We start from the raw sequence: 25,307 nt of genomic DNA, 5'->3' as shown, positions 1-25,307 counted from the left end.
GAAACGCTCTACGCCGGGCGCGGCCGACCGTCCAGCAGGGGCAGCGTCACCGCCGTGGGACGGTCCGGTCCGGTGAACACCTCGAACCTGATCGGCACCGTCCGCACGGCCGCGGCGACCGGCTCGCCCGTCCGTGGTTGCGCGCGAAACGCGGGAACGCGCCGCCCGCGACCTGCACCCGCAGCCGGTGCCCCCGCCGGAACCGGTAACCGGTCGGATGCATCTCCACCTCGGCCCGGACGACGCCGTCCTGCCCGCCCCGCCCTGGACGGAGGCGCAGGATGCCGTCGGTGACGTTCCGCGAGCCCCCCGTGGCGTCGACGTCGCAGAGCCGCACGAACACGTCCGCGTACCCGGGATCGGTGCGCACGTACACCGTCGCCGACACCGGACCGACGAGATCGAGGTCGCGTTCCAGCCGCGCGCCGGTGAAGACGACCACATCCGGGCGGACCTCGATGGCGCCGTTCTCCTGCTGCTTGCCCTTGGCCGGGGACAGGAGCGGGCCACCGGTCGTCGGTGTCGGATCGGACGGGTCGTAGGTGAACTTCACCGCCCCGTCCTTCAGGGGCGCGTCCCACTCCAGCTCCCGCGCGCGCACGAGGAAGAGCGGCGTCGGGGTCGACTCGCGGGGCGGCCAGTGCTCGAAGTCCAGCCAGCGGTTCGCGTTCTGGAGATGGACCCGCACAGGCGCCCGGCGCAGTTGCGCGGTGTCGTCCAGCAGATGGGCGCTGAGCCATGAGACCTGGTCGAGGAGCGTCGCGCGCAGCGCCCTGAGATCGTGCCCCCACGGCCCGACGGTGATCCGGGCCTCCCGCCCGGCGGCCCGCAGCGCCGCGAAGTCCTTGAGCTGCCGGCGCAGGAACAGATCCCACCACCCGGTGACCATGCTGACCGGTGCCGTCGTCCCCGCGACACCGGCACTGTGGTCGGTCTCTGCCCAGAACTCCTGGTCATCGATATGGCCGACGACCTCCCGCAGGAACGGCTCCGGCCGGCCGATCGCCGCGAGGTCGGCCTCGCCGACCGGCAGCCGACCCATCGCCCGCCGCACCCGGCGGACGTGCAGCGGGCTCGGCAGCAGCCCGCCCAGCGGCGCCTCCTTCTGCGTGCCGATCGACGACGACCACAGCAGCAGGTTGTGCAGGCCGAGCGCCCCGCCCGGGTAGAACGAGTGGACGAACTCCGACGCGGTGACCCCGAGCCCCATCGCCTCCAGCGGCGGATCGAGGTACGCCCCGATCGCCCACTCGGCGAACCCGAGGTAGCTGGCCCCCGCCGTCGCGACCCGCCCGTCGCACCACGGCCGCTCCCGCAGCCACGCGACCGTCGCCAGCCCGTCGTCCCGCTCGTCGTGGAACGGACGGAACTCCCCGCCCGACCCGGACACCCCCCGCATGTTCTGCACCACGACCTGGAGGCCGCGCCGCGCGAGGACCCCCGCGAACAGCCGCATCTCGGGCCGGTGCCTGCCATACGGCGTGCGCAGCAGGACCACCGGCGCCGGGCCGTCCGCCCGGCGCGGGACGTATCGGTCGGCCAGCAGCGTCACCCCGTCCGGCATCGGCACCCGCAGACCACGGTGCACGTCCACGCCCGGGGCCGTGGCCGCGGGCAGCCCGAGGAGGCGGTCGAGCAGGGCGGCGCCCCTCCGGCGGACGTCTCGTTCGGCCATGCGGCACATCCCTCCAGCGCGCGGTCACCTGCCCCCCGATGATCCTCCCGCGATTAATGGGTTGACACCACTCCACCCCTCCGGCACCATTTGAGCCATGGAGATCTGATCCTCATTGGTCGAGCCGCCCGCAGCAAGGCTGCGGCACTGCTCCCACTCCCGGCGCCACACCACTCTTCCGCACCCCGTCCTGCCTGCTCAGGACCGTGCCGAAGACGTGCGTGGCCCTTCTCGCCCTACCTTTCGTCGGTCCTTTCGCGGCCGAATTCACGCATGCCCGGAGGTGGTCTCTTTATGCGCGCCATAAACCAGAACCAAGAAGGCGTCAATCCCTTCGAGAAGGCCAAGAAGAAGGGCAGGCGCAAGACGCCCGACTTCAACCGAGCGGCGTTCGCCAACCGCAACGCCCGGCAGATGCCGGCCCGCCGCCTCCAGCGAGGCCGCTGACCCGCCCCCGGCCCGGGGCTCCACCCCGGGCCGGGCTCACCCCCCGACCGCCGAGAACGCGGTTAGCCTCTCGGCATGATCTCGGACGAGGCGAGATTGCCGGCGCTGGAGCTCGATGCGATCTTCGGGCTCGTCCCGGACCCGGACGGCGGGCCCGCCCGGCCGCGGGACGCGACCCTGCGGGCCGTGTCGATCTGCTTCTCGCCCGCGTCGAACACCGCTTCGGCGGAGGCGGGCATCTGGGCTGGATCTGGAAGCTGCGCTGAAGTCCCGGCGGGTGACATCCACCCCGGCGCGGAGTGAGCATTCCGGGCGCTGAAGTTTGATTTTTTCCCCATGTGCGACCAAAGCGTCAAGTCCTACCGTGGGCGCGGCACTACATTAGAGGCCCCCGGAACCGCGACCGGTCCCGGGGGCTCGCCCATCGCGCTCCGGGAACGGTCAGGACCGGCCGCCTCTCAGCCGCTCGGTGAAGACCCGCCAGGTGCCCGCGTCGAACACCAGCGCCGGCCCGTGCGGGTCACTGGAATCACGGACCGCCACGACACCGGGCATGTTCCGGGCCACCTCCACGCAGTCCTGTCCGCCACCGCACCTGGTGGACTTCACCCACGAGGCCGACGAGAGATCCGTTGTCACTAGATCACTCCCTACTCAGCTCGGCGAGCAGCGCCGCCGAGTCCTCTGGCGAGAGGGCCGCGCCGCGCAGGCGCTCCCAGGCCAGCCTAAGCCGGGCCGCCTGGTCGGGGGCCTCCGGATACGCGTCGCCCACGGCCGACTCGACGTACACCGCGTCCGGGTCGTCCGCGCCGGCGAAGCCGAGGATCACGAACCGGCCGTCCACGCCCGCGTGCTCCCCGGCCGCGAACGGCAGGATCTGCACCGTGACATTGGGCCGGTGCGCCGCCGCCCACAACTCGGCGACCTGCGTCCGCATCACGTCAGCCCCGCCCATCGCGCGGCGCACCACGGCCTCGTCGAGGACGGCGTGAAGGCGCGGGGCGTCGTCCGGGCGGCTCAGCAGCGGCCGGCGCGCCATCCGGGCCCGCACCCGCCGGTGCACCTCGGCGGGCGCGCATCCGGGCCGCGCGGCCGAGATCACCGCCCGCGCGTAGTCCTCGGTCTGGAGCAGGCCCGGCACGACCTGCGGCTGCCACGACAGGATCTCGGCGGCGCCGTCCTCCAGGGCGACGAACGTCCCGTCGAAGACGTCGCCGAAGGACGTCCACCAGTTGCGCCGCCGGGTCTCCCTGGAGATGTCCAACAGGACCTCGCGGTCCGAGCCCGCGCAGCCGTACAGGTCGAGCAGCGCGCCGACGTCGTCCTCCCTGGGCCTGGTGCGGCCGGTCTCGATCCGGCTGATCTTGGAGCGATCCCAGCCGAGCTCGCGGGCGACGGCGGCGGGCCGGAGCCCGGCGCCCTCGCGCAGCCGCCGGAGTTCACGGGCGAGCCGCCGCTGTCTAACTGTCGCCATGACGCTAAGTGTTCCAGGGGACGGTCCGAGTGACCTCGGCCACAAATGGACAAGATCAATTGCACAGTGCATTGCCCGATCACCCATCGCAGGTGAATGATTGCGGTGCGCTCTCGAATCTCAGTGTGGTGATGCAGTGAAAGTCGGTACGGCAGGCACCGTCCCGCGCGGTCTCGCGCGCCGGCGGCCCACCGCCGCGGCCCCGGGCCCCAGGTCGTGACGGCTCCGATGGAAGAGCTGGGCGAGCAGGTCGCCCTGCACGGCGGGCGGGACGAGGGCCAGGCCGCGCGGCGCACCGTCCGCGAGCGGGCCGCCAAGGTCATCTCCGACGCGACCGTCCTCGACGACATCGAGCTGATGTCCGCCGAGGCCATCGCCAACGCCGTGCTGCACGGCTCGGGCGTCACCCGTGTCAGTGTCTCCACCGACGGCCACCGGGTGCGGGTGGAGGTCCGCGACGACGGCCCCGGCCGCGCCGACCTGTTCGGGCGGGGCCGCATCGACCACGGCCGCGGCCTGGCCGTCATCGACGCCCTCTCCACCGAATGGGGCCTGGAGCAGACCCCCCGGCAGACCCATCTGTGGTTCGAGGTCGACGTCCAGGCCGGTCCCGCCGCCATCTGACACGCGACGAGCGATTCGACCATGCCGCGGTGGTTGCGGCACAGCACCGCGACGCGCGGTGCGGCGCGGGACCGGGTGTCCCGCAACGGCGTCGAACCGCCGGTCAGCGCCTCCTCGACGCGCTGTCCTCGGACACGCCGCCGCCCGGAAGGCCGTCCGCGGGGAGGGTGTCCACGGCCGCCGCGGCGTCGGCGGGGCCTGCGGGGGCGTCGGCGGGCATGTCGAGGCTGTCGCGCAGCATGACCGGCTTGAGGAACGCCGCCGCGACGATGCCGACGACGGCGATGGCGGCGGAGATCAGGAAGATCCGGCTGGTCGCGTCGCCGTACGCGGCCCGCACGACCTCGCGGATCGGGGCGGGCAGCCCGTCGACGTCGAGATCGCCGCCGGCCTTGCTCCCCGAGCCTGACATGCCGAGGCGGGCCAGGCCGTGGGTGATGTTGGCGGTGACCTGGTTGGCCAGGACGGCGCCGAGCACCGACACCCCGATCGTCCCGCCGAGCGAGCGGAAGAAGGTGATCGAGCCGCTGGCCGCGCCCACCTCGTTCAGATGCACCGAGTTCTGCACGACCAGCACCAGGTTCTGCATCGACATGCCGACGCCGACGCCGACCAGGAACATCCCGGCGCCGACGAACCACAGCGAGGTCTGATGGTCGATGGTGGCGAGCAGGGCGAACCCGGCGGTCAGCGCGACCGTCCCGGCGACGATGAACGGCTTGACCTTGCCGGTCTTGGTGGTGAACCGCCCGACGACGGTGGACGAGCCGAGCACCCCGAGCATCATCGGGAAGGTGAGCAGGCCCGCCTCGGTCGGACTGTAGCCGCGGCCGATCTGGAAGTACTGGCCGAGGAAGACCGCGCCGCCGAACATCGCCATGCCGACCGCGAGGCTGGCGACGATCGCGAGCGCGGTGTTGCGGCGGCGGATCACGTTCAGCGGGACGACCGGCTCGGCGGCGCGCGACTCCACCCACACCGCGGCGGCGAGGACGAGCACGCCCGCGCCGACCATGACCAGGGTCTGCCAGGACAGCCAGTCGAAGTTCGTGCCGACGAAGGTGACCCAGATGAGCAGCAGGCTGACGCCGCCCGCCAGCAGCGCCGCGCCCAGGTAGTCGATCTTCACTCCGGGGCGCCGGATCACCGGCAGCCGCAGGGTCTTCTGGAGCAGCACGAAGGACACGACCGCGAACGGCACGCCGATGAAGAAGCACCAGCGCCAGCCGAGCCAGGAGGTGTCCACGATGAGCCCGCCGAGCAGCGGACCGCCGACGGTGGCGAGCGCCATCACCGCGCCGAGGTAGCCGTAGTAGCGGCCCCGGTCGCGCGGGCTGATCATGGCGGCCATCACGATCTGCGCCAGGATCTGGAGCGCGCCCATGCCGAGGCCCTGGACGGCGCGGGCGGCGATGAGCTGCTCGGTGTTCTGCGCCAGCCCCGAGATCATCGAGGCGCCGACGAAGATGACGATGCCGATCTGGAGCAGCCGCTTCTTGTCGTAGAGGTCGGCCAGCTTGCCCCAGATCGGGGTGGAGGCGGTGGAGACCAGCAGGGTCGCGGTGACGACCCAGGTGTACTGCGACTGGGTGCCCTTGAGCGAACCGATGATCTGCGGCAGCGCGGTGGAGACCACGGTCCCGCTGAGCATCGCCACGAACAGCACCAGGAGCAGCCCGCTGAGGGCCTCCAGGATCTGCCGTTGCGACATCGGGGCTGCCTTGGGCGGAGCTTGCTCGCTCAAGTGATTGCCTCCATGGGGTTGGGGAGTGCGGCCCGGACGGGCGGCGGCACGGCGGCGTGCGGGACGCCGGGACGGGCCCGGAGGAAACGCCGGGACGTAGAGAACAAGGCCGGAACCGGGGAAGTATATTCCCACTGGGCAAAATTTCCCACCAAGCATCATTACCGGTGGATAGGCTGGGCGGACCATGGACAGCACCGTCGGATTGCGCGAGCGCAAGAAGGAGGCGACGCGCCGGGCCCTGCACGACGCCGCGATGCGCCTCGCGGTCGAGCACGGTCTCGGCGAGGTCACCGTGGAGGCCATCGCCGACGCGGCGGGCGTCTCGCGCCGCACCTTCTCCAACTACTTCGCCGGCAAGGAGGACGCGCTCCTCTACGGCGATCAGCAGCGGATGCTCGGCCTGCTGGAGGCGTTCGAGGCACGTCCGGCCGGCGAGTCGTCGTGGACCGCGCTGCGCGCCGCCCTCCTGACGGCCTTCGCCGAAGTCGGCGAGCCCGACCCGCAGTGGGCCGCCCAGGCGCGGCTCGCCCGCGCACACCCTTCGGTGCTGGCCCGGCAGCTCGCGCACTACGCCACCTACGAGCGCCGGCTCGCCACGGCCATCGGCGAGCGGGACGGCATCAGCAGCGCGCACCCGCGCTCGCGCGTCACGGCGGCGGCGTTCCTCACCTCACTGCGCCTCGCGACGCACCTGTGGATCGAGGAGCAGCCGCCGCGCCCGCTGAGCGCCGTCACCGCCGAGACCCTGGACGAGATGGCCCGCCCGTTCAACTGACCGGCACCCGCGCCCCCGGCCCGGCTTTCAGAGGTGGCGCTTCTCCATGGCCGAGGCCGCCGCGTCCGGCCGATCCTTGGCACAGGCCGGGGTGGGCACTCGGGTGACGTCGGGCCGACCGGATTCGAACCGGCGTCCTCCCCCATGCAGTAGGGGCGCGACAACCTCTGCGCTACGGCCCGTCAGGGCAGCCTAGCCCGCCGCCGCCCCCGCCGTAGATCGTTTCTTCACGGCCGCGGGATGTTGCGCAGGTTGCTGCGCGCCAGGTCGACCATCTTGCCGACGCCGCCGGTCAGCACGGTCTTGCCCGCCGCCAGCGCGAAGCCCTTGACCTGCTGCGGGGTGATGCGCGGCGGGAGGGACAGCGCGTTCGGGTCGGTGACCAGGTCGACGAGGTAGGGGCCGGGGGCGGCGAGCGCGGTGGCCAGGGCGGCGCGGACGTCGGCCGGCTTCTCCACCCGTACCGCCGCGATCCCGGCGCCGCGCGCGATGGCGGCGAAGTCGACCGCCTCGTGGTCGGTCTCGAACGAGGGCAGGCCGTCCACCAGCATCTCCAGCCGCACCATCCCGAGCGAGGCGTTGTTGAAGACCAGGATCTTGACCGGCAGCCGGTGCAGCTTCACGGTGAGCAGCTCGCCGAGCAGCATCCCGAGGCCGCCGTCGCCGGAGAGGGAGACCACCTGGCGGGCGGGCGCGGCGAACTGCGCGCCGATCGCGTGCGGCAGCGCGTTGGCCATGGAGCCGTGCACGAACGACCCCATCACGCGGCGCCGCCCGTTCGGCGTGATGTAGCGGGCGGCCCACACGTTGCACATGCCGGTGTCGACGGTGAACACCGCGTCGTCCGCCGCGAGGTCGTCCAGCACGCTCGCGACGTACTCGGGGTGGATCGGCACGTGCTTCTCGATGTTGCGCGTGTAAGCGGAGACCACTCCCTCCAGCGCCCGCGTGTGCCGGCGCAGCATGTCGTTCAGGTACGTCCGGTCGGTCTTCTGCTCGACCTTCTCCAGGACGAGCCGCAGCGTCTCCCCCACGTCGCCGTGCACCGCGAGCTCCAGCGGAGTGCGGCGGCCCAGCCGGGACGCGTCGTGGTCGACCTGGACGGTGCGCGCGCCCGGCAGGAACGGCTCGTACGGGAAGTCGGTGCCGAGCAGGACGACCAGGTCGGCGGCCTGCATCGCCTCGTAGCAGGCGCCGTACCCGAGCAGCCCGCTCATCCCCACGTCGAAGGGGTTGTCGTACTGGATCCACTCCTTGCCGCGCAGCGCGTGCCCGACCGGGGACAGCACCCGGTGGGCGAGCTCCATCACCTCGTCGTGCGCGTTCCGGGTGCCCGCGCCGCAGAACAGCATCACCTTGCCCGCCCGGTCGAGCGCCTGGGCGAGCTGCTCGACCTGGTCGGAGGGCGGCCGGACGATCCCGGGCCGGACGAGGAAGTCGTGCCGGCCGGTCGGGTGCGTCGCCTCCTGGCTCGCGGTGTCCCCGGGCAGGGTCAGCACCGCCACGCCGTTCAGCCCGATCGCGTGCTGGATCGCGGTGCGCACGATCCGCGGCAGCTGCTCCGGGCCGTTGATCATCTCGCAGTAGTGGCTGCAATCGACGAACAGCCGCTCGGGATGGGTCTCCTGGAAGTAGCCGCTGCCGATCTGGGTGCTGGGGATCTGCGAGGCCAGCGCGAGCACCGGCGCGCCGGTGCGGTGCGCGTCGTACAGGCCCTGGACCAGGTGGGTGTTGCCGGGGCCGCAGCTTCCGGCGCAGACCGCGAGCCGCCCGGTGACCTGCGCCTCGGCGGCGGCGGCGAACGCGCCGGCCTCCTCGTTGCGCACGTGCACCCACTCGATGCCGTCGGTGCGGCGGACGGCGTCCACGACCGGGTTGAGGCTGTCGCCCACGACCCCGTAGATCCGCCGCACTCCCGCCTGGAGCAGCACCTCGATGAACTGCTCGGCGACCGTGCCCATGCTCTCCCCCACCTCACCGGCTCGCGCGGGCGGGACGGCGGGTGCCACCGCCCCCGTGCCCTGGGGGAATTCCCGGTGATCTTCACTCTAACCACGCGACCAGCCGAATCACCCGGGGCGGGCAAGTAATCAATCCATGTACTAGTTAGGCCCGGCCTCGCGGCGCGGCTAGGGTTGCGGCCATGGCCGAGGAGAGCGGTGCCGACGCGGACGACGCGGACGGAACGGGCAGCGCCGACGACACGGGCGGCGCCGATGGCACCGAGGGCGCCGAGCTCGACTTCTGGTCCTTCGTCGAGCTGGCCGGGCGGCGCCTGGCGGAGGAGTACGGCTTCGGGAACCGGCGCGCGACCCGGCTGCTGCTGACCCTCAACCGGGCCTCGATGATCGTCACCTACGACCTCGAGTCCGCGGTGCACCGGCCGCGCGGCCACTCGTGGGCGGCGTTCCGGCTGCTGTTCGTCACCTGGCTGGCCGGGCCGCTGGAGCCGGGCCGGGCCGCCACGCTGGCCGGGATGAGCCGGGCCGCGGTGTCCAACCTCGCCAAGACGCTGGTCGCGGGCGGGCTGCTGCTGCGCGGGCCCGCCGAGCACGACGGCCGGTCGGTGCTGATGTCGCTGACCGGCGCGGGGCGGCGGGCGATGCTGGAGGTCTTCCAGGCGCAGAACGACCGCGAGCGGCAGTGGGCCGGGGTGCTGACCGAGGCCGAGCAGGACATCCTGATCCTGCTGCTCGACAAGCTCATCGCCAACCGCGACCAGTTCGACGTCCGCGAGCGCACCTGAGAGCGGGCTCCGTCCGGTCCCGGCCCGAACCGGACGCCGCGAGCGCCGGCCAGGGGTTCTCAGCGGCGCCCCGGGGCCGTAGTGTCACGGCAAAGTGATTCACACATGTACTAGATCCCGGACGGACCCGGAGGGAGAGGCATGGCGTACTACCGCCGGATCGGCGACGTGCCCCCGAAGCGCCACACCCAGCACCGCGACGAGGCCGGACGGCTCTACTTCGAGGAGCTGATGGGCGAGGAGGGCTTCTCGTCCGACTCCTCGCTGCTCTACCACCGCGAGATCCCGTCGGCCGTCGTCGACGCGCGGGCCTGGGAGCCGCCGGACCAGGCGACCGTGCCGAACCATCCGCTCAAGCCGCGCCACCTCAAGCTGCACGAGCTGTTCCCCGAGGAGACCTGGGCCGGCACCGATGTGGTCACCGGCCGGCGCCTGATCCTCGGAAACGCCGAGGTCCGCCTGTCCTACGTGGTCTCGGCCGCCGCGTCGCCGCTGTACCGCAACGCGACCGGCGACGAGATCGTCTACGTCGAGTCCGGCGCCGCGACCGTCGAGACCGTCTTCGGTTCGCTGCGCGCGGACGAGGGCGACTACGTCGTGCTCCCCGCGTCCACCACGCACCGCTGGCTCCCGTCCGGCGACCGGCCGCTGCGCGCGTACGTCATCGAGGCCACCGGCCACGTCGCGCCGCCCAAGCGCTACCTGTCGCGCTTTGGGCAGCTCCTGGAGAACGCGCCGTACTGCGAGCGCGACCTGCACGGGCCGGGCGCGCCCCTCCAGCTCGAGGGCACCGACGTCGAGGTGCTGGTCAGGCACCGCGGCTCGCGCGGACCCGCCGGCAGCCGCCTCACCTACGCGCGGCACCCGTTCGACGTCGTCGGCTGGGACGGCTGCCTGTATCCCTACACCTTCAGCGTCCACGACTTCGAGCCGATCACCGGCCGGGTGCACCAGCCGCCGCCCGCGCACCAGGTCTTCGAGGGCAGCGGCTTCGTGGTCTGCAACTTCGTGCCGCGGATGGTCGACTACCACCCGCTGTCGATCCCGGCGCCGTACTACCACTCCAACGTCGACTCCGACGAGATCATGTTCTACTGCGGCGGCGACTACGCGGCGCGCAAGGGATCAGGGATCGGGCCGGGCTCGGTGTCGGTGCACCCCGGCGGGCACGCCCACGGCCCGCAGCCCGGCGCGTACGAGGGCAGCATCGGCGCCGGGTCCGTCCAGGAGCTGGCCGTCATGGTCGACACCTTCCGCCCGCTGGAGCTCGGCGAGGGCGGCCTGGCCTGCGAGGATCCCGGCTACGCCTGGAGCTGGGCCGGACGGGGCCCGGCCCGGTGACCGCGCCCGCCCTGCCCGCCTTCGCCGCCGGGCTGTGCGACGACGCGGCGATGTTCCCGCCCGGCCTGATGCCGCTGCCGGACGCGGTGGCCGCGCACCGGCTGCACCGGACGGCGTCGTACGCCGAGCTGGTCGGCCCGCTCGTCCTCGCCGCGCCCGCGCTCGACGCGCTCGCCCCGCTGCTCGCGGGCGACGCCCCGCCGCTCGACCTGTCGGTCACCGCGCCCGGCGGGCCCGCCCAGATCCCGGGCGTGCTGTCCGCGGTCGCGGGGCTGCCCATCGACCTGCGGGCGCTGGAGGTCGCGGTCCCGACCGGGATGGGGGCGGCCGACTTCCTCGCCGCCCTCGACCGCGTCCACCAGGACGTGCCGGTCTTCGTCGAGGTCCCCCGGGACGGCCGCGGACCCGGGTTCGTCGCCGCGCTCGCCCGCACCTCGCACCGCGCCAAGTTCCGGACCGGCGGGGTGACCGCCGACCTGTACCCGGACCCGGCCGAGCTGGCCGCCGCGATCACCGCCGCGGTGGACGCGGGGGTGGCGTTCAAGGCCACCGCCGGGCTGCACCACGCCGTCCGCGGCACCGACCCGGAGACCGGCTTCGACCAGCACGGCTTCCTCAACCTGCTGCTCGCCGCCGACACCGCGCTCCGCCACCGGCCCACCGCCGAGGTCGCGCGCACGCTCGCGGACCGCGACGCCGCCGCCGTGGCCGCCCGGGTCGCCGCGCTGGACGGCGCCGGTGCGGCAGCCGCGCGGGCCGCGTTCGTATCGTTCGGTACGTGCAGTGTCACCGACCCGCTGACCGAACTCGTGGGCCTGGGGCTGATTCCCGCCACCGCCGGAGGAGAGGACGCATGACCAGGATCGACATCCCCGAGGGCTCGCCGTTCGGGCTCGCCAACCTGCCGTACGGGGTGTTCTCCACCCCCGGCACCGCGCCCCGCGTGGGCGTCCGCGTCGCCGGCTCGGTCGTCGACCTCGCCGCCGCGCTCGGCGACGAGGTGTTCGCCCGGCCCACCCTGAACCCCTTCATGGCGCAGGGCCGCGCCCGCTGGGTGGACGCACGGCGGCGGATCACCGAGCTGGTGTCGGGCGAGGTGCCGGACGACGCCGTCCACCCGCTCGGCGCCACCACCCCGCACCTGCCGTTCGAGGTCGCCGACTACGTCGACTTCTACGCCTCCGCGCACCACGCGACCAGCCTCGGGCGGCTCTTCCGCCCGGACTCCGCGCCGCTGCTGCCGAACTGGCGGCATCTGCCCGTCGGGTACCACGGCCGCGCCGGGACGGTCGTGGTGTCGGGCACCGCGATCGCGCGCCCGTCCGGCCAGCGCAAGGCCCCGGACGAGGCCGCGCCCACGTTCGGCCCGTCCCGCCGGCTGGACATCGAGGCCGAGGTCGGCTTCGTGGTGGGCACCGGCTCGCCGCTCGGCGCCGCCGCGCCCGGCTCCGCCACCGAGGGCTTCGCCGACCGGGTCTTCGGCGCCGTGCTGGTCAACGACTGGTCGGCGCGCGACATCCAGGCGTGGGAGGGCGCGCCGCTCGGCCCGTTCCTCGGCAAGAGCTTCGCGACCTCGGTCTCGGCCTGGGTCGTCCCGCTCCTCGCCCTCGAGGCCGCGCGCGTCGACACGCCCGTCCAGGACCCCGAGCCGCTCCCGTACCTGCGCGAGACGGCGCCGTGGGGCCTCGACCTGGACCTGGCCGTCGAGTGGAACGGCCAGGAGGTGTCCCGTCCGCCGTACCGGGAGATGTACTGGTCGCCGGCGCAGATGCTCGCGCACATGACCGTGAACGGCGCGTCGTCGCGCACCGGCGACCTCTTCGCGTCCGGGACGGTGTCGGGCCCCGGCCGCGACCAGGTCGGCGCGATCATCGAGATGACCTGGGGCGGCACCGAGCCGATCGAGGTGAACGGCGAGCGGCGCGCGTTCCTGGAGGACGGCGACGAGGTCGTCATCACCGCCACCGCGCCCGCCGCGGACGGGGGACGCCTCGGCTTCGGCGAGGTCCGGGGGCGCATCCTGCCGCCCCCGGCCTGACCCCCGGCCCGACCGCCGACGGCCGCCTGAAGTGGCCACCGGGGCGGCGGGGTCTGGTCACAACGATCATGCCAGCATATGGTGGCATCGTTTGGGACGGCCGGCACCACCGCCGTCCCGAGGGTCTCCCCGCGCCGAGGAGTGGTCAGTGTGACCGATGTGCAGAGCAGGTTCCGACGACGCCGGAGGGCGGGGATCGCGGCCATCGCGTCCCTGACCGCCGTGCTGGCGGCCACCGCCGTGCCAGGCCCGGCGGCGGGCGCCGCGCCCGGCCCCGACACGTCCGCCAGGCCCGCCGGCGCCGCCGGGGCGGGCGGCCCGGCGCGGACGGTCACGCTGATCACCGGTGACCGGGTGACGGTCACCCCCGCCCCCGGGCACCGCCCCCGGGTCACGCTGAACGCCGCCCCCGGCCGGAAGCCGGCCGGCTACAACGCCGTCGTCACCAAGGACAAGATCACGGTGACGCCGGTGGACGCCCAGCCGCTGATCGCGGCGGGACGGCTGGACCGGCGGCTGTTCGAGGTCGACCGGCTGCTCGCCGCCGGCTACGACGACGCGAACCGGGCCGGCCTGCCGCTCATCATGAAGGGCGCGGGCGCCGCGCTGAAGTCCGGCCGGACGCGGGCGCTCCCCGGCACCGGCCTCACCGCCGCCGAGGCACCCAAGTCCGCGCTGCCGCAGCTCTGGAAGGGCTTCACCGCCGACCCCTCGGCGCGGCTCTGGCTCGACGCCAGGCTCAAGGCGAGCCTGGACGGCAGCGTCCCGCAGATCGGCGCCCCCGCCGCCTGGGAGAAGGGCCTGACCGGCAAGGGCGTCAAGGTCGCCGTGCTCGACTCCGGTGTGGACGGCTCGCACCCCGACCTGAAGGTCGCCGAGAGCCGCAACTTCACCACCGCGGCGTCCGCCGACGACCGCTTCGGCCACGGCACCCACGTCGCCTCGGTCGTGGCCGGGTCGGGCGCCGCGTCCGGCGGCAGGTACCGGGGCGTCGCCCCGGACGCGACGCTCGTCAGCGGCAAGGTGCTCGACGACGCCGGCGAGGGCCAGGAGTCCTGGCTGATCGACGGCATGACGTGGGCGGCCAGGGAGGCCAAGGCCAAGGTCGTCAACCTGAGCATGACCTGCTTCTGCGACAGCCCCGACCTCGACCCGGTGGAGGCGGCCGTCAACGACCTGACCAAGGAGACCGGGACGCTGTTCGTCGCCGCCGCGGGCGACATCCCCTTCCCGATGCCGATGTTCACCTCGCTCCCGGCCGGCGCCGAGCAGGCCCTCGCCGTCACCAGCGTGGACCGCGACGACAGGCCGGCGACGCAGACGCAGGGCCCGCGGATCGGCGACTTCTCGCTCAAGCCCGAGATCATGGCGCCCGGAGTCGGGATCACCGCCGCGCGCGCCAAGGACACCGGGCTCGGCTCCCCGGTCGACGCGAACTACACCCGGCTGTCCGGCACGTCGACCGCCACCCCGCACGTCGCGGGCGCCGCGGCGATCCTCGCGCAGCAGCACCCCGACTGGGCCGGGCCGCGCCTCAAGTCGACCCTGATGGCCTCGGCCAAGCCCCTCGACGGGGTGTCGCCGAACATCCAGGGCTCCGGGCGGGTGGACGTCGGCAAGGCCGTCACGCAAGAGGTGTCGACCTCGCCGCCCAGCGTCGCCGGCGACCTCAGGTGGCCCGACTCCGGCCCCTCCGAGCTCGCCAAGAAGGTCACCTACACCAACTCCGGCGCCGCGCCCGTCGACCTCGACCTCACCGTCGCGCTGGCCACCGCCGACGGCAAGCCCGTCTCCGGGACGCTCGACCGGAACCGCGTCACCGTCCCCGCGAACGGCACGGCCGACGTGACCCTCACCATGCGCGGCACGGACGCGATCAAGACCAACACGTTCGCCGGCCAGATCACCGCGTCCACCGCGTCCGGCCCGGTCGTGCGGACGCCGGTGACCGGCTTCGTCGAGCCGCCGACCACCAACCTCGCGATGCCCGCGACCGACCGCGACGGGAAGCCCGCCGCCTACAACTACGTCATGGTGCAGAACGTCGACACCTTCGAGAGCATCAACGCGCTGGCGGGTGCGGACGGCATCGCCCGGGCGCGGGTGCCGGCCGGCCGGTACGTCATCGGCACCCAGGTGAAGACCGGCTCGGCGTGGACGAGCGGCTTCCGGCAGGTGTACGACCTCGCCCCCGGCGCCCGCGAGATCCCCTTCGACGCCCGCCGCACCACCCCGATCGAGCTGACCAACGACCAGCCCGGCTCGGAGCTGACCGAGGCGACCGCCACGATGACGTTCGCCGTGGGCGAGGCCGCCTCGATCATGTACCTGTACGGGAACTCCACGGCGCGGATGTCGGTGCAGCCCGCCAAGCACGACCAGCTCCGCTACGCGGTCACCTCCACCTGGCAGAAGCAGGGCACCACGCCGGAGGCGCCGAGCCCCTACATCTTCCGCGACTACGGGTACGCGCTGAAGCAGATCCCCGCGGATCCCGCGCTGCGCACCCGCCGCGCCGAGATGGCGCGGCTCGACACCACCGTGCGCTCGCACGGCAAGGCGGGCACCGCCCTGCTGCGCTGGGTCGGCTACAACTCCGAGACCGGGGCGTACGAGAGCGTCGGGCAGAGCGTCACGCGCCCGTTCCCGGGCACGGTCGCGATCTACCTGCGGGCCGACCCGAAGGTCTTCTGGAGCTCGGAGCTGCGCCTCTACGGCGACGACCCCGACAGCGAGATCGTCCGCGCGTTCCGCGACCCCCGCTCCTACCGGGCGGGACCCCAGGCCGACGCGTGGAACGCGGGCGTCCTCGGCCAGAACCTCAACGACTGGAGCAACTTCCGCGACGGCTCTCAGACCAAAGTGTCGACGTCCTGCCCGGTGACCGGCGCGCGGGAGGTCTGCACCACCGACAGCACCATGGAAGGGACGCTCCGCCTCAGCCGCGGCGACACCGTGGTCTCAGAAGGGAAGCTCCGTCCTGGGTACGGGGCGGTCGAGCTCACCGCCGACCTCCCCGACGAGGCCGCGGCCTACACGCTGCACGAGTCGCTCACCCGCGAGAAAAGCCCGCTGGCCGCGCTCTCGACGCGGCTCGACACCGTCTGGACGTTCCGTTCGGCCAAGACCGCGGCGAAGACCGGGCTGCCGCTCCAGGTGGTCAACCTCATGCCCGCCGGCCTGAACGAGAACAACCAGGCGGCCAAGGGGAAGCCCACCCGCATCCCCTACTGGGTGGAGCGCAACTCCGGCGCCCCCGCCTCCGCGCCCGCGTCGCTCAAGGTCGAGGCGTCCTTCGATGACGGCGCGACCTGGCGGAGCGTCCCGGCGGCGGGCACCCCGGGCGCCGGCGTCGCCTCGGTCACCCCGCCGTCCGGCGCCACGGCGGTCTCGCTGCGCGCCACCGCCACCGACAAGGCGGGCAACGCGGTGACCCAGACGGTCATCCGGGCGTACGGCCTGGCCTGACCGGCTCCTCTCCCGGGGGCACCGCCCCGCCCCCGGGAGAGGGCTCGCCCCCGCCCGCCGGCGAGGGCTCCGCCCTCAGCGCGCCGGAGCGGGGACCAGCCGGAACGCGATGAACGCCGGACACTCCTCCAGCCGGGCGTAGTCGGCGGGGAACCGCTCGGCCATCGCCGGGACGGGCCTCGGTTCGAGCAGCTCCTCGATGAGGAAGCCGGCCTCGCGGAACTGCGCGACGATCGACGTCAACGGCCGCCGCCACATCCGGACGGGCCAGTCGGCCTCGTCATTCAGCGACTCCTCGACCGGCTCCTCGGCGAAGTAGGAGCCGCCGAGGCGCAGCCACGCGGTCATGGGGTGCTCGGTCGACAGGACCAGCGCGCCCCCGGGCGCCAGGACGCGCCGCAGTTCGCGGAGCAGCGCGACCTGGTCGTCGAGGTAGTGCACCGCCAGCGCCATCAGCACCAGGTCGACCGACCCGTCCGGCACCCAGTCGAGGGGCTCGGACAGGTCGTGCACCCTGAGGTCGGCCCGCCCGCCGGAACGGTCCCGGGCCAGCTCCACGAACGTCGGGCTCTGGTCGCATCCGATGACCCGCGCGCCGCGCCGGAGCAGCTCCGCGGCGTAGAACCCGGGGCCGCACGCGGCGTCCAGGACCGTCTTCCCGCTGACGTCGCCGGCGAGCCCCAGCACGGCCGGACGATCGTAGAGGGCGTTGTAGGCCCCGCCCTCGGCGTGGACGGCGTACTCCTCGGCGAATGCTTCGTACATGGATCCGTTCGGCATCCTCCCGATACTGCCATGAATGATCAACGACGTCCTGACCTTCCGGTCAGGACGGGGGTCCGACCCGCTGCGCCTCCCGCTTCGCCGCGCGGACCCGTTCGGAGTGCCGGCCCAGCTCCGCGACCCGCTCCTCGTCGCGGGTGAGGTTGGCGCCGGTCGCCGGGTCGAAGATGTGCAGCCCGGCGGTGTCGATCCACAGCTCCGCCTCCTCGCCCGCGACGATCGGGCTGCTCGCGTCCAGCGCCACCACGGCCTGCGTGCGCATCTGGTCGCCGTCGAGCTCGCGCGACAGCTCGCGGAGCCGCGCGGTGAGGTCCTCCGGCGCCTCGTAGGGGACGTAGGCGTACTGCTCGTTGCCGAGCCACTCGGTCACGTCCACCCGGACCCGCACGACCGCGCCGCGCTCCCGCTTGGCGGCGCCGACGAGCGCGGCGTCCTCGAAGCTCTCCGGGCGGAGCCCGACCAGGACGACCCGGCGGCCCGCGGCGGCGGCGGCCTTGCGCTCGTCGCGCAGCTCGAACCGGCCGAGCGGGGTCGCCAGGACCGTCCCCTCGACCGACGCGGGCAGGAAGTTCATCGACGGCGAGCCGATGAACCCGGCCACGAACAGGTTCGCGGGCTGCTCGTACAGCTCGCGCGGGCTGCCCACCTGCTGGAGGACGCCCTTGCGCAGCACCGCGACCCGGTCGCCGAGCGTCATCGCCTCGGTCTGGTCGTGCGTGACGTAGACGGTGGTGACGCCGAGGCGCCGCTGGAGCCGGGCGATCTCGGTGCGCATCTGGCCGCGCAGCTTGGCGTCGAGGTTGGACAGCGGCTCGTCGAACAGGAACGCGTCGGCCTGCCGGACGATCGCCCGGCCCATCGCGACGCGCTGCCGCTGCCCGCCCGACAGGTTCGCGGGCTTGCGCTCCAGGTGGTCGGTCAGCTCCAGCAGCCCGGCGGTGTCGGTGACGCGGCGGCGCACCTCGTCGTCCGGCCGCTTGGCGAGCCGCAGCGGGAACGCGATGTTCTCGAAGACGGTGAGGTGGGGGTAGAGGGCGTAGTTCTGGAAGACCATCGACAGGTTCCGCCGCTGGGGCGCGACGGTGTTGACGACCCGCTCCCCGATCCGCATCTCCCCGGAGGTGATGTCCTCCAGCCCGACGATCATGCGGAGCAGGGTCGACTTCCCGCAGCCGGACGGCCCGACCAGGATCATGAACTCGCCGTCCCGCACGTCCAGGGACACGTCGTTCACGGCCGGGAACCCGTCGCCGTACCTCTTGACGATGTTGCTCATGGTGATGGCGGCCATGGTTCTCCTCTAGCCCTTGACGGCGCCGGACGTGAGCCCGGCGACGATGCGGCGCTGGAACAGCAGGACGATGACGACGACGGGCACGGTCACCACGACCGCCGCCGCGCAGATGGCCGTGGTGGGCTGCTCGAACTGCGACTCGCCGGTGAAGAACGCCAGCGCCGCCGGCACCGGGCGGGCGCGGTCGGTCGAGGTCAGCGAGATGCCGAAGACGAAGTCGTTCCAGCAGAAGAAGAAGGTGAGGATCGCGGCGGTGAACACCCCGGGCGCCGCCAGCGGCACGATCACCTTGCGGAACGCCTGCCAGGTGGTGGCGCCGTCGACCTGCGCGGCCTGCTCCATCTCCCACGGGATCTCGCGGAAGAACGCCGACAGCGTCCAGATCGCCAGCGGCAGCGCGAACGAGATGTAGGGGATGATCAGCCCCGGCCAGGTGTCGTACAGACCGACGTCGCGCCACAGGTCGAACAGCGGCCCGACCAGCGACACCACCGGGAACATCGCGATGGCCAGCGCGAACGACAGGATGAGCCGCTTGCCGGGGAACTCCAGCCGCGCGATCGCGTACGCGACCAGCGTCGCGAACACCACCCCGACCACCGTGGCGATCAGCGAGATGCCGATCGAGTTGACCAGCGCCGCGGTGAACAGATCGGTCTCGAAGACCGTCCGGTAGTTCTCCCAGGTCCAGGTGTGCGGGAGGAACCCCCGCTGGTTGCCGATCTCGCCGGGCCGCTTGAAGGACAGCATCACGATCCACAGGATCGGGAACACCGTCCAGACCAGGATGAGCAGCGAGACCGCGATCCACATCGCCTTGGCACGGGCCGTCTCCATCAACGATCACCTCGCACCTGGGACAGGTCCACCCGGAACCCCTTGATGAACACGGCGGCGATGAGCACCACCGACAGGAAGAGCAGCACCCCGACGGCGTCGCCCAGCCCGATCGCGGTCCGGGTGATGGTCTGCCGGTAGGCCAGGAACGACAGCGTCTCGGTCCGCTGCTGGCCCGAGGTCATCACGTAGACGTTGTCGAAGATCCGCCACGCGTCCAGCGTGCGGAACAGCGCCGCGACCATGATCGCGGCCTTCATGTTCGGGATCGTCACCCGCCACAGCCGCTGCCAGGCGGTGGCGCCGTCGACCGTGGCGGCCTCGCCGAGGTCGCCCGGCACCTGCGCCAGCCCGGCGAGCAGCAGCAGCGACACGAACGGGGTGGTCTTCCAGATCTCCGACAGGACCACCACCGACAGCGACGACCAGCGGCCCGAGAACCAGGCGCGGTCGCCGAGCCCGAGCCAGGAGTCGACGAACCCCGACTGGAGGTCGAAGGCGTACTTCCAGGCGAACGCCGAGATCACCGTGACGATCCCGTACGGCAGCAGGATCGCGGTGCGGACGGTGCGCCGGGCGAAGACCGCGCGGTGCATCACCATCGCCAGCCCGAACCCGATCACCAGCTCCACCGCCACGGTGACCACCGTGACCACGAAGGTGGTGAACACGTCCTGCCAGAACAGCGCGTCGCCGAGCACGGTGGTGTAATTGCCGAATCCGACGAACCTGCGGTCGTCCGGCGCGGTGATCCGGTAGCTGAACATCGACAGGTACACCGCGTTGACCAGCGGGTACGCGGTCACCAGCAGCATGATGGCCACCGCGGGAGCCGACAGCAGGAGCCCGAGGCGGCGTTCGGCGCGGCTGCGGTCCGAGCGCTCGGCGCGGCCCTGGCGGAGGCCGGCGACCGGCGCCGGTTGCACTGCGGTCATGATCCGTCCCCTCAGAGCAGCACCTGGCCGCACAGGACCCGGCGGATGAACGTGCTGGACCGGCCCGGCGTCGTCTCGGGACGCACCGAGGCCGGCGGATGCCATCTGCTCTGCACGGCCCCGGACACGTCCGGGTAGTACGGGGTGATCGGCCGCGGCGCCGCGGCACCGATCGAGTCGCGGATCAGCCTCGCCATCGGGAACTCCGCGACGACCTCGGGGTCGTCGTAGACCTCCGCGCGGGCCGCCGGGTTGCCCGAGTCGATCATGTACTTCTTCATGTTGGCGGTGGAGGTGACGCACCCGACCGCGTCGACCGCGAGGGTGCTCCGGTACCGGCCGTACGCGCCGATGCCGAGCTCGATGCCGCCGAACGGGGGCCTGGCCGGCCGCCCGGCGTCGACCGCCGGGTAGGGGGCCCAGCCGAGGTCGGCGGGGATGCCCTGGTCGATCACGCCGTCCCGGGCGTCCCCGTTCTCGGCCCGCCAGATGTAGCCCCAGTTGACCATGAACCCGCCGTGCGGGCCGTTCAGCAGCGACCTGGCCTGCTCCTCGATGTCGGTGGACAGCGTCGGGCTGGCCGCCTTCGACCGGGCCAGCCGGGAGATGACCGCCGCGGCCCGCTCGCCGGCCGGGGAGCCGATGCCGATGCTGGCGTCCTCGCCCTTCTCGGTGTCACCGATGATCTGACCCCCGGCGGACGCGACGAGCGCGTTCACCCACGCCATGTAGCCCTCGTACTTGTTGCCCTGCACGCCGACCGTGGTGCCGCTCCGCACCGCCGCGTCGATCAGCGCGTCCCAGGTGAAGCCGGGCGCCTCCGGGTCGACCCCGGCCTTCTCCGCGGCGGACTTGCGGTACCAGAGGAGCTGGGTGTTGGCCCAGAACGGCGCCGCGTAGAGCCGGCCCTCCCAGGTGGAGTTGCGCACCGCCGGCGCGAACACGCCCCGGGTGAGGCGCGCCGCCTCGCGCGCGGGGAACGGGCGGAGGAACCCGGCGTTGGCGGCCTCGGCGACGAACACCGGGTCGAGGCTCATGATGTCGAGCCCCGCGTCCTTGGCCGCCAGCCGCCGGACCAACTGCTCGCGCTGCTGGGTCGCGTCGTTCGGCAGCACCGAGGTCCTGATCCGGTACCGGCCGCCGGACTCCCGCGTGCACGCCGCGGCCAGCCTGGCCTGCCCGCCGTCATCGGGGTTGATGTACCAGGTGAGGGTCGGCGTGCCGCCCCCGCCGGCGCATGCGGCGAGCCCGCCTGCGAGCACCACCGCCACCGCCGCCACCGCCGCGCCCCGCCCCGCGCGGCCGGCCGGCCGCCCGGTCCGTCGTCTCCGCGCGCGCCCCGCCGTCCGTCTCGCTCGTGCCGCTGGTGTGCCTCGTGCCGTTCGTGCGGCTCGTCCGACTCGCTCGACCATCGGGCCTCCCGACGCCTTCCCACCACGTCGCGGGCACTGCCTCTCAACGCCTCGGCGACCCGGTGCGCGAGCCGGCCGCATTTCTCGGCCGCCCCCGTGCCGGGCCGCATTCCCGTGGCGGGACGATCTCCACTCAAACACCGGGTCCCGGAACTGTCGAGATGTGTCATCGGACCGACTGACAAACGTGACCAGAGCGATCGGACGCTACGTCGAAAAGCTCAAATACCAGACGAATCGATCGGACATCGTGCGCCCCCATGGGCGCCTCTGCGCAGCCAACGACACTGAAATGATCGACATGATGCCCTCACCCCCTACTGGGCCGTCACCTGCGATATCCGTGATCACACCCCGATTTCGCGCGGCGCTCCGGCGCCGAGAAGCCCCCGATGCCGCGACGAGTGGCGAGGTGACCTATGGCAAGTCGACACGGAGCGAACCGATACGTTGGGGAATGCCGGATATGCGGCATCGGATTGTAGATCGCCCTGCATGCGATCTCCCCAGGCGGGCCAGCCGGCACGCCGCCACCCGGCAGAACACGAGGTATTCGCGGCCTTCTTTCGAGGTAATTCTTCTGTCACCAAAAGGTGCGGAAGCCCCCCCGGATCGCGGAGCGGTACGGTGACCGGCCCGGAACGGGTTCACCCCAGAAGATCCCCCTTCGGGAGGAACCGTCCTCTGGCCGGCCGGGTCAGAATCAGACAACGCCCACATAGCGCCAGACGGGTCGCGGCTGCCCGCCTCTGAGTTCTGCGAGGTACGAAGCAGTGACCACCCCCGACCCCAAGGCCGACGGCCCGCACGGGCGAGCCCTCCGTCCGGACCTGATCAAGCGCCCCTCGCCCCCACCTTCGGAGCGATCCGATCCGGCCACGCCGCCGGTCGTCCCGCCGGTCGTCCCGCCGGTCGTCCCGCCGGTCGTCCCGCCGGTCGTCCCGCCGGTCGTCCCGCCGGCCGGACCGGCCTGGCTGGTCGTTCCGCTGCGCGTGGTCGCGCTGATCGTCATCGTCCCGATCCGCCTGGTGTACGACCTGGTCCTGCTGTGCAGGCGGGGCGTCCGGACCGGATGGCGCGGCCTGATGCGCGTGCCCACCGGGATCGCGTGGACGCTGCGGGCGATCGGCCGGGCCCTGCACGCATGGCTGCTCGGCCCGATCGGGCGCGGCCTGGCGGCGGCCGGACGCGCCGTCGCGGCCGTCCTCGCGCGGCTCGGGTCCGGGCTCGCGACCCTCCTCGCGTGGCTCGCGTCCGGCGCGGCCCTGCTCTTCACGATCCTCCTGATCCGGCCGCTGGGCTGGATCCTCTCCACGCTCCTCGCACCGGTCGGCCGCCTCCTCGACCTCGTCCTGCTCCGCCCGCTGCGCGCCCTGGACCGCGGGGCCCGCGCCGTCCTGCGCGCGTTCGGCGCCGGGCTGGCCTTCCTCGGCGCGAGCATCGCCGCCGTGCTCAGCGCCATCGGCCGGGCCGCCACCCTGGTCTTCGGCGCCATCGGCGCGGGCCTGGCCTGGTTCGCCGTCCGGACGGGCCGGGTGCTCCTGCTGATCGTGAAGGGCATCGCGGCCGGTGTGGCCGCGCTGTTCGCGTTGCTGATCGTGGTGCCGCTGGCGCTGCTGTGGCAGTACCTCCTGCGTCCCCCGCTGGCCATGCTCGGATGGCTCGGACGCCACATCGTGCACGCGGTGGCGGGCGCGGCGAGCGCCGTCGGCACCGCGCTGGTGTGGGCGTGGCGGCTGCTCGGACGGGCCCTCGCGGCGCTGTGCCGCGTCGTGTTCGTCCTCCCGGCGCTGGCCCTGTGGCGCTACGTGCTGGCACCGACCGGACGGGCCGGCGCGGCGACCTGGCGGCTCGCCGCCCGGGTCGTGCGGTGGCTCTGGCGCACCCTCGTGGTCGCTCCGGCCCACCGGGTCCGGTCAGGCGTCCTGCACCCGATGCGGACGGGTCTCGCCCATGCCTGGCGGCGCACGGTCGGCGACCCCGCCCGCGCGGCGCGGCGCAGCCTTGCCGTCGCCCGGCAGAGCGTCCGGACCACGATGCGCGACGCCGGACGCGACGTCCGGCTGCAACTACGCCGCGCCTTTCGTCGCTGACCGGAAGGCGCCGGCCCCGCAAGGTACGGGACCGGCGCGTTCACCGAGGTGTCATTCCTGTTCGTCGACCTGGTCCGCCGCCTGCTCGACGGACTGGTCGTTCAGCTGGTCGGCGGCCTGCTCGCGCGAACGCTCGCGCATCCTGCGGAGCAGCTCCTTCTTCTCGGCGAGCGGATCGCCGCCTCCAGGCCCCGCTCCGGCGCCGCCTCGCAGCGCCTTGCGCGGGATGGACCTGCGCTGGCCGCCGACGCCCAGCAGGCCGTTACGGCCGCGGCTCTTGGACATGTGGATCTCCCGTTCGGGCTGGTGTGCTCAGGACGTGCGCGCACCAGGTCCGGCCGCTCGGGAGCGAGCGTCAAGCGCCGATCGCGACGCGTCCGGACCCGGGGGCCGGACGGTGGCGGATCAGGCGTTGCAGGGCGGGCCACCAAGCGGTGGCCCAGACATTGGTCAGCATGGGTCCACGGTAGGCCGCGCCCGACCCGCCCCTCAATCCCATTTCGCGGCGGGCGGCTGGGATACTCGATCCCGATGTACCGACTCGTGTTCTCACTGCTCATCGCCAGGGTCTCCGCGGAGACCGTCCACCACCTGACGCTGCGGGCGCTCCGCGCGGTCCAGGCCGTCCCCGGCGCCGCCGCGCTGCTGCGCCGCGTGCTGGCCCGCCGCGATCCGGCGCTCGCCGTGCGGGCGCTCGGGCTGGAGTTCCCCAGCCCGCTCGGCCTCGCCGCCGGCTTCGACAAGGACGCCGTGGCCTACGACGCGCTGGGCGCGTTCGGGTTCGGGCACGTCGAGATCGGGACGGTCACCGGCCGCCCGCAGCCGGGCAACCCGAAGCCGCGGCTGTTCCGCCTGGTCCCCGACCGGGCCGTCGTGAACCGGATGGGCTTCAACAACCAGGGCTCCGAGGCCGCCGCCGAGCGGCTGCGCGGCCGGGGGCCCGGCACGATCGTCGGCGTCAACATCGGCAAGACCAAGGTCGTCCCCGAGGCCGAGGCCGCCGCCGACTACGTGGCGAGCGCCGAGCGGCTCGCCCCGTACGCCGACTACCTCGTGGTGAACGTCAGCTCGCCCAACACCCCCGGCCTGCGGAACCTCCAGGCCGTCGAGCACCTGCGCCCGCTGCTGGCCGCCGTCCGCGAGGCCGCCGACCGGGTCACCGCGCGCCGCGTCCCGCTGCTGGTCAAGATCGCCCCCGACCTGGCCGACGCCGACGTGGACGCGGTCGCCGACCTCGCCGTCGAACTCGGGCTCGACGGCGTCATCGCGACCAACACCACGATCGCGCGGGACGGCCTGGCGTCCGCCGCCGCCCTGGTGAAGGAGACCGGCGGGCTGTCCGGCGCCCCGCTCAAGGAGCGCTCGCTGGAGGTGCTGCGCCGCCTGCGCGCCCGCGCCGGAGACCGGCTCGTGCTCATCTCGGTCGGCGGCGTCGAGAACGCCGACGACGTCTGGGAACGGATCCGCGCGGGCGCGACCCTGGTCCAGGGCTACACCGCGATGATCTACGGCGGCCCGCTCTGGGCGCACCGCGTCCAGCGCGACCTGTCCCGGCGGCTGCGCGGCAGCGCCTTCGCCACCCTCGACGAGGCCCGCCGCTAACACCGGTCCGCTCTGG

22 protein-coding genes and 1 tRNA gene are annotated in these 25,307 nt (G+C 73.0%); 11 read left to right on the top strand and 12 right to left on the bottom strand.

Going from position 1 to position 25,307, the window contains the following annotated elements:
• Window positions 1–46 precede the first annotated feature (46 nt).
• Window positions 47–1,675, bottom strand: coding sequence for a CocE/NonD family hydrolase (locus tag QP090_RS16930; protein WP_285939875.1), 1,629 nt, complete (start codon window positions 1,673–1,675; stop codon window positions 47–49).
• Between the two features lie 294 nt (window positions 1,676–1,969).
• Here QP090_RS16930 and QP090_RS16925 point away from each other — a divergent pair, with 294 nt between their 5' ends.
• Both QP090_RS16925 and QP090_RS16920 read left to right on the top strand, forming a co-directional pair.
• Window positions 1,970–2,122: a hypothetical protein gene (locus tag QP090_RS16925; RefSeq protein WP_285939874.1), complete on the top strand. Its 153-nt coding sequence runs from the start codon at window positions 1,970–1,972 to the stop codon at window positions 2,120–2,122.
• Between the two features lie 75 nt (window positions 2,123–2,197).
• The gene (locus QP090_RS16920) at window positions 2,198–2,425 is read left to right on the top strand and encodes a hypothetical protein (RefSeq protein ID WP_285939873.1); all 228 of its coding nucleotides are present in this window, start codon (window positions 2,198–2,200) and stop codon (window positions 2,423–2,425) included.
• A gap of 138 nt (window positions 2,426–2,563) precedes the next feature.
• On the opposite strand, the gene QP090_RS16915 is transcribed toward QP090_RS16920, so the two are convergent.
• Window positions 2,564–2,731: a DUF397 domain-containing protein gene (locus QP090_RS16915; protein WP_349666498.1), complete on the bottom strand. Its 168-nt coding sequence runs from the start codon at window positions 2,729–2,731 to the stop codon at window positions 2,564–2,566.
• A 34-nt stretch (window positions 2,732–2,765) separates the two neighbouring features.
• Window positions 2,766–3,596 carry a helix-turn-helix domain-containing protein gene (locus QP090_RS16910; protein ID WP_285939871.1) on the bottom strand — a complete coding sequence of 277 codons (831 nt, stop codon included), beginning with the start codon at window positions 3,594–3,596 and terminating at the stop codon, window positions 2,766–2,768.
• A gap of 228 nt (window positions 3,597–3,824) precedes the next feature.
• Here QP090_RS16910 and QP090_RS16905 point away from each other — a divergent pair, with 228 nt between their 5' ends.
• Window positions 3,825–4,220, top strand: a complete 396-nt coding sequence (locus tag QP090_RS16905) for an ATP-binding protein (RefSeq protein WP_285939870.1) — start codon at window positions 3,825–3,827, stop codon at window positions 4,218–4,220.
• Between the two features lie 103 nt (window positions 4,221–4,323).
• Here the strand turns inward: QP090_RS16905 and QP090_RS16900 are convergent, their stop codons facing one another.
• Entirely contained in the window at window positions 4,324–5,964 is a 1,641-nt protein-coding gene (locus QP090_RS16900; protein WP_490393319.1) for an MDR family MFS transporter, read from the bottom strand.
• A 187-nt stretch (window positions 5,965–6,151) separates the two neighbouring features.
• On the opposite strand from QP090_RS16900, the gene QP090_RS16895 reads away from it, so the two are divergent.
• Window positions 6,152–6,742, top strand: coding sequence for a TetR/AcrR family transcriptional regulator (locus QP090_RS16895; RefSeq protein WP_285939869.1), 591 nt, complete (start codon window positions 6,152–6,154; stop codon window positions 6,740–6,742).
• Between the two features lie 109 nt (window positions 6,743–6,851).
• On the opposite strand, the gene QP090_RS16890 is transcribed toward QP090_RS16895, so the two are convergent.
• Both QP090_RS16890 and QP090_RS16885 read right to left on the bottom strand, forming a co-directional pair.
• Window positions 6,852–6,924 (bottom strand) — tRNA-Ala (locus QP090_RS16890).
• A 45-nt stretch (window positions 6,925–6,969) separates the two neighbouring features.
• Entirely contained in the window at window positions 6,970–8,703 is a 1,734-nt protein-coding gene (locus QP090_RS16885) for a pyruvate dehydrogenase (RefSeq protein WP_285939868.1), read from the bottom strand.
• 182 nt (window positions 8,704–8,885) lie between these two features.
• On the opposite strand from QP090_RS16885, the gene QP090_RS16880 reads away from it, so the two are divergent.
• The 5 genes from QP090_RS16880 (at window position 8,886) to QP090_RS16860 (ending at window position 16,335) form a co-directional block, all read left to right on the top strand.
• The gene (locus QP090_RS16880; protein WP_285939867.1) at window positions 8,886–9,488 is read left to right on the top strand and encodes a MarR family winged helix-turn-helix transcriptional regulator; all 603 of its coding nucleotides are present in this window, start codon (window positions 8,886–8,888) and stop codon (window positions 9,486–9,488) included.
• Between the two features lie 141 nt (window positions 9,489–9,629).
• Complete coding sequence (locus tag QP090_RS16875) at window positions 9,630–10,829, top strand: homogentisate 1,2-dioxygenase (RefSeq protein ID WP_285939866.1); 1,200 nt, start codon at window positions 9,630–9,632, stop codon at window positions 10,827–10,829.
• On the top strand, window positions 10,826–11,686 hold the full coding sequence (locus tag QP090_RS16870) for a hypothetical protein (protein ID WP_285939865.1): 861 nt from the start codon (window positions 10,826–10,828) through the stop codon (window positions 11,684–11,686). Before QP090_RS16875 ends, QP090_RS16870 begins: the two co-directional genes overlap by 4 nt.
• Window positions 11,683–12,867 carry a fumarylacetoacetase gene (gene fahA, locus QP090_RS16865; protein ID WP_285939864.1) on the top strand — a complete coding sequence of 395 codons (1,185 nt, stop codon included), beginning with the start codon at window positions 11,683–11,685 and terminating at the stop codon, window positions 12,865–12,867. Before QP090_RS16870 ends, fahA begins: the two co-directional genes overlap by 4 nt.
• Window positions 12,868–13,017: 150 nt before the next feature.
• On the top strand, window positions 13,018–16,335 hold the full coding sequence (locus QP090_RS16860) for a S8 family serine peptidase (protein WP_285939863.1): 3,318 nt from the start codon (window positions 13,018–13,020) through the stop codon (window positions 16,333–16,335).
• A 75-nt stretch (window positions 16,336–16,410) separates the two neighbouring features.
• On the opposite strand, the gene QP090_RS16855 is transcribed toward QP090_RS16860, so the two are convergent.
• From QP090_RS16855 to QP090_RS16835, 5 genes are all read right to left on the bottom strand, one after another.
• On the bottom strand, window positions 16,411–17,100 hold the full coding sequence (locus QP090_RS16855; protein ID WP_285939862.1) for a class I SAM-dependent methyltransferase: 690 nt from the start codon (window positions 17,098–17,100) through the stop codon (window positions 16,411–16,413).
• 61 nt (window positions 17,101–17,161) lie between these two features.
• Complete coding sequence (locus QP090_RS16850) at window positions 17,162–18,409, bottom strand: ABC transporter ATP-binding protein (RefSeq protein ID WP_285939861.1); 1,248 nt, start codon at window positions 18,407–18,409, stop codon at window positions 17,162–17,164.
• Window positions 18,410–18,418: 9 nt separating this feature from the next.
• Entirely contained in the window at window positions 18,419–19,249 is an 831-nt protein-coding gene (locus QP090_RS16845; protein WP_285939860.1) for a carbohydrate ABC transporter permease, read from the bottom strand.
• A complete protein-coding gene (locus QP090_RS16840; protein ID WP_285939859.1) occupies window positions 19,249–20,184 on the bottom strand; it encodes a carbohydrate ABC transporter permease in 936 nt (311 codons plus the stop codon). The genes QP090_RS16845 and QP090_RS16840 overlap by 1 nt, the downstream gene beginning before the upstream one ends.
• A gap of 11 nt (window positions 20,185–20,195) precedes the next feature.
• Window positions 20,196–21,464, bottom strand: a complete 1,269-nt coding sequence (locus tag QP090_RS16835) for an extracellular solute-binding protein (RefSeq protein ID WP_285939858.1) — start codon at window positions 21,462–21,464, stop codon at window positions 20,196–20,198.
• A gap of 905 nt (window positions 21,465–22,369) precedes the next feature.
• Here QP090_RS16835 and QP090_RS16830 point away from each other — a divergent pair.
• On the top strand, window positions 22,370–23,689 hold the full coding sequence (locus QP090_RS16830) for a hypothetical protein (protein WP_285939857.1): 1,320 nt from the start codon (window positions 22,370–22,372) through the stop codon (window positions 23,687–23,689).
• A gap of 51 nt (window positions 23,690–23,740) precedes the next feature.
• On the opposite strand, the gene QP090_RS16825 is transcribed toward QP090_RS16830, so the two are convergent.
• A complete protein-coding gene (locus QP090_RS16825; RefSeq protein WP_285939856.1) occupies window positions 23,741–23,974 on the bottom strand; it encodes a DUF6243 family protein in 234 nt (77 codons plus the stop codon).
• 246 nt (window positions 23,975–24,220) lie between these two features.
• On the opposite strand from QP090_RS16825, the gene QP090_RS16820 reads away from it, so the two are divergent.
• Window positions 24,221–25,291, top strand: coding sequence for a quinone-dependent dihydroorotate dehydrogenase (locus tag QP090_RS16820; protein ID WP_285939855.1), 1,071 nt, complete (start codon window positions 24,221–24,223; stop codon window positions 25,289–25,291).
• Window positions 25,292–25,307 lie beyond the last annotated feature (16 nt).

The sequence above is a fragment of the Actinomadura xylanilytica genome, from assembly GCF_030283145.1.
Classification (GTDB): domain Bacteria; phylum Actinomycetota; class Actinomycetes; order Streptosporangiales; family Streptosporangiaceae; genus Spirillospora; species Spirillospora xylanilytica.
Note: the sequence above shows the minus strand (reverse complement) of the source record. Positions and strands in the feature narration are given on the sequence as shown.

Excerpts from the sequence above, each read along its gene's own strand:
- fahA (WP_285939864.1), top strand. The coding sequence starts at position 11,683 with ATGACCAGGATCGACATCCCCGAGGGCTCGCCGTTCGGGCTCGCCAAC.
- QP090_RS16930 (WP_285939875.1), bottom strand. The coding sequence starts at position 1,675 with ATGGCCGAACGAGACGTCCGCCGGAGGGGCGCCGCCCTGCTCGACCGC.
- QP090_RS16920 (WP_285939873.1), top strand. The coding sequence starts at position 2,198 with ATGATCTCGGACGAGGCGAGATTGCCGGCGCTGGAGCTCGATGCGATC.
- QP090_RS16850 (WP_285939861.1), bottom strand. The coding sequence starts at position 18,409 with ATGGCCGCCATCACCATGAGCAACATCGTCAAGAGGTACGGCGACGGG.
- QP090_RS16825 (WP_285939856.1), bottom strand. The coding sequence starts at position 23,974 with ATGTCCAAGAGCCGCGGCCGTAACGGCCTGCTGGGCGTCGGCGGCCAG.
- QP090_RS16845 (WP_285939860.1), bottom strand. The coding sequence starts at position 19,249 with ATGGAGACGGCCCGTGCCAAGGCGATGTGGATCGCGGTCTCGCTGCTC.
- QP090_RS16885 (WP_285939868.1), bottom strand. The coding sequence starts at position 8,703 with ATGGGCACGGTCGCCGAGCAGTTCATCGAGGTGCTGCTCCAGGCGGGA.
- QP090_RS16840 (WP_285939859.1), bottom strand. The coding sequence starts at position 20,184 with ATGACCGCAGTGCAACCGGCGCCGGTCGCCGGCCTCCGCCAGGGCCGC.
- QP090_RS16910 (WP_285939871.1), bottom strand. The coding sequence starts at position 3,596 with ATGGCGACAGTTAGACAGCGGCGGCTCGCCCGTGAACTCCGGCGGCTG.
- QP090_RS16855 (WP_285939862.1), bottom strand. The coding sequence starts at position 17,100 with ATGTACGAAGCATTCGCCGAGGAGTACGCCGTCCACGCCGAGGGCGGG.
- QP090_RS16895 (WP_285939869.1), top strand. The coding sequence starts at position 6,152 with ATGGACAGCACCGTCGGATTGCGCGAGCGCAAGAAGGAGGCGACGCGC.
- QP090_RS16880 (WP_285939867.1), top strand. The coding sequence starts at position 8,886 with ATGGCCGAGGAGAGCGGTGCCGACGCGGACGACGCGGACGGAACGGGC.
- QP090_RS16875 (WP_285939866.1), top strand. The coding sequence starts at position 9,630 with ATGGCGTACTACCGCCGGATCGGCGACGTGCCCCCGAAGCGCCACACC.
- QP090_RS16820 (WP_285939855.1), top strand. The coding sequence starts at position 24,221 with ATGTACCGACTCGTGTTCTCACTGCTCATCGCCAGGGTCTCCGCGGAG.
- QP090_RS16905 (WP_285939870.1), top strand. The coding sequence starts at position 3,825 with ATGGAAGAGCTGGGCGAGCAGGTCGCCCTGCACGGCGGGCGGGACGAG.
- QP090_RS16925 (WP_285939874.1), top strand. The coding sequence starts at position 1,970 with ATGCGCGCCATAAACCAGAACCAAGAAGGCGTCAATCCCTTCGAGAAG.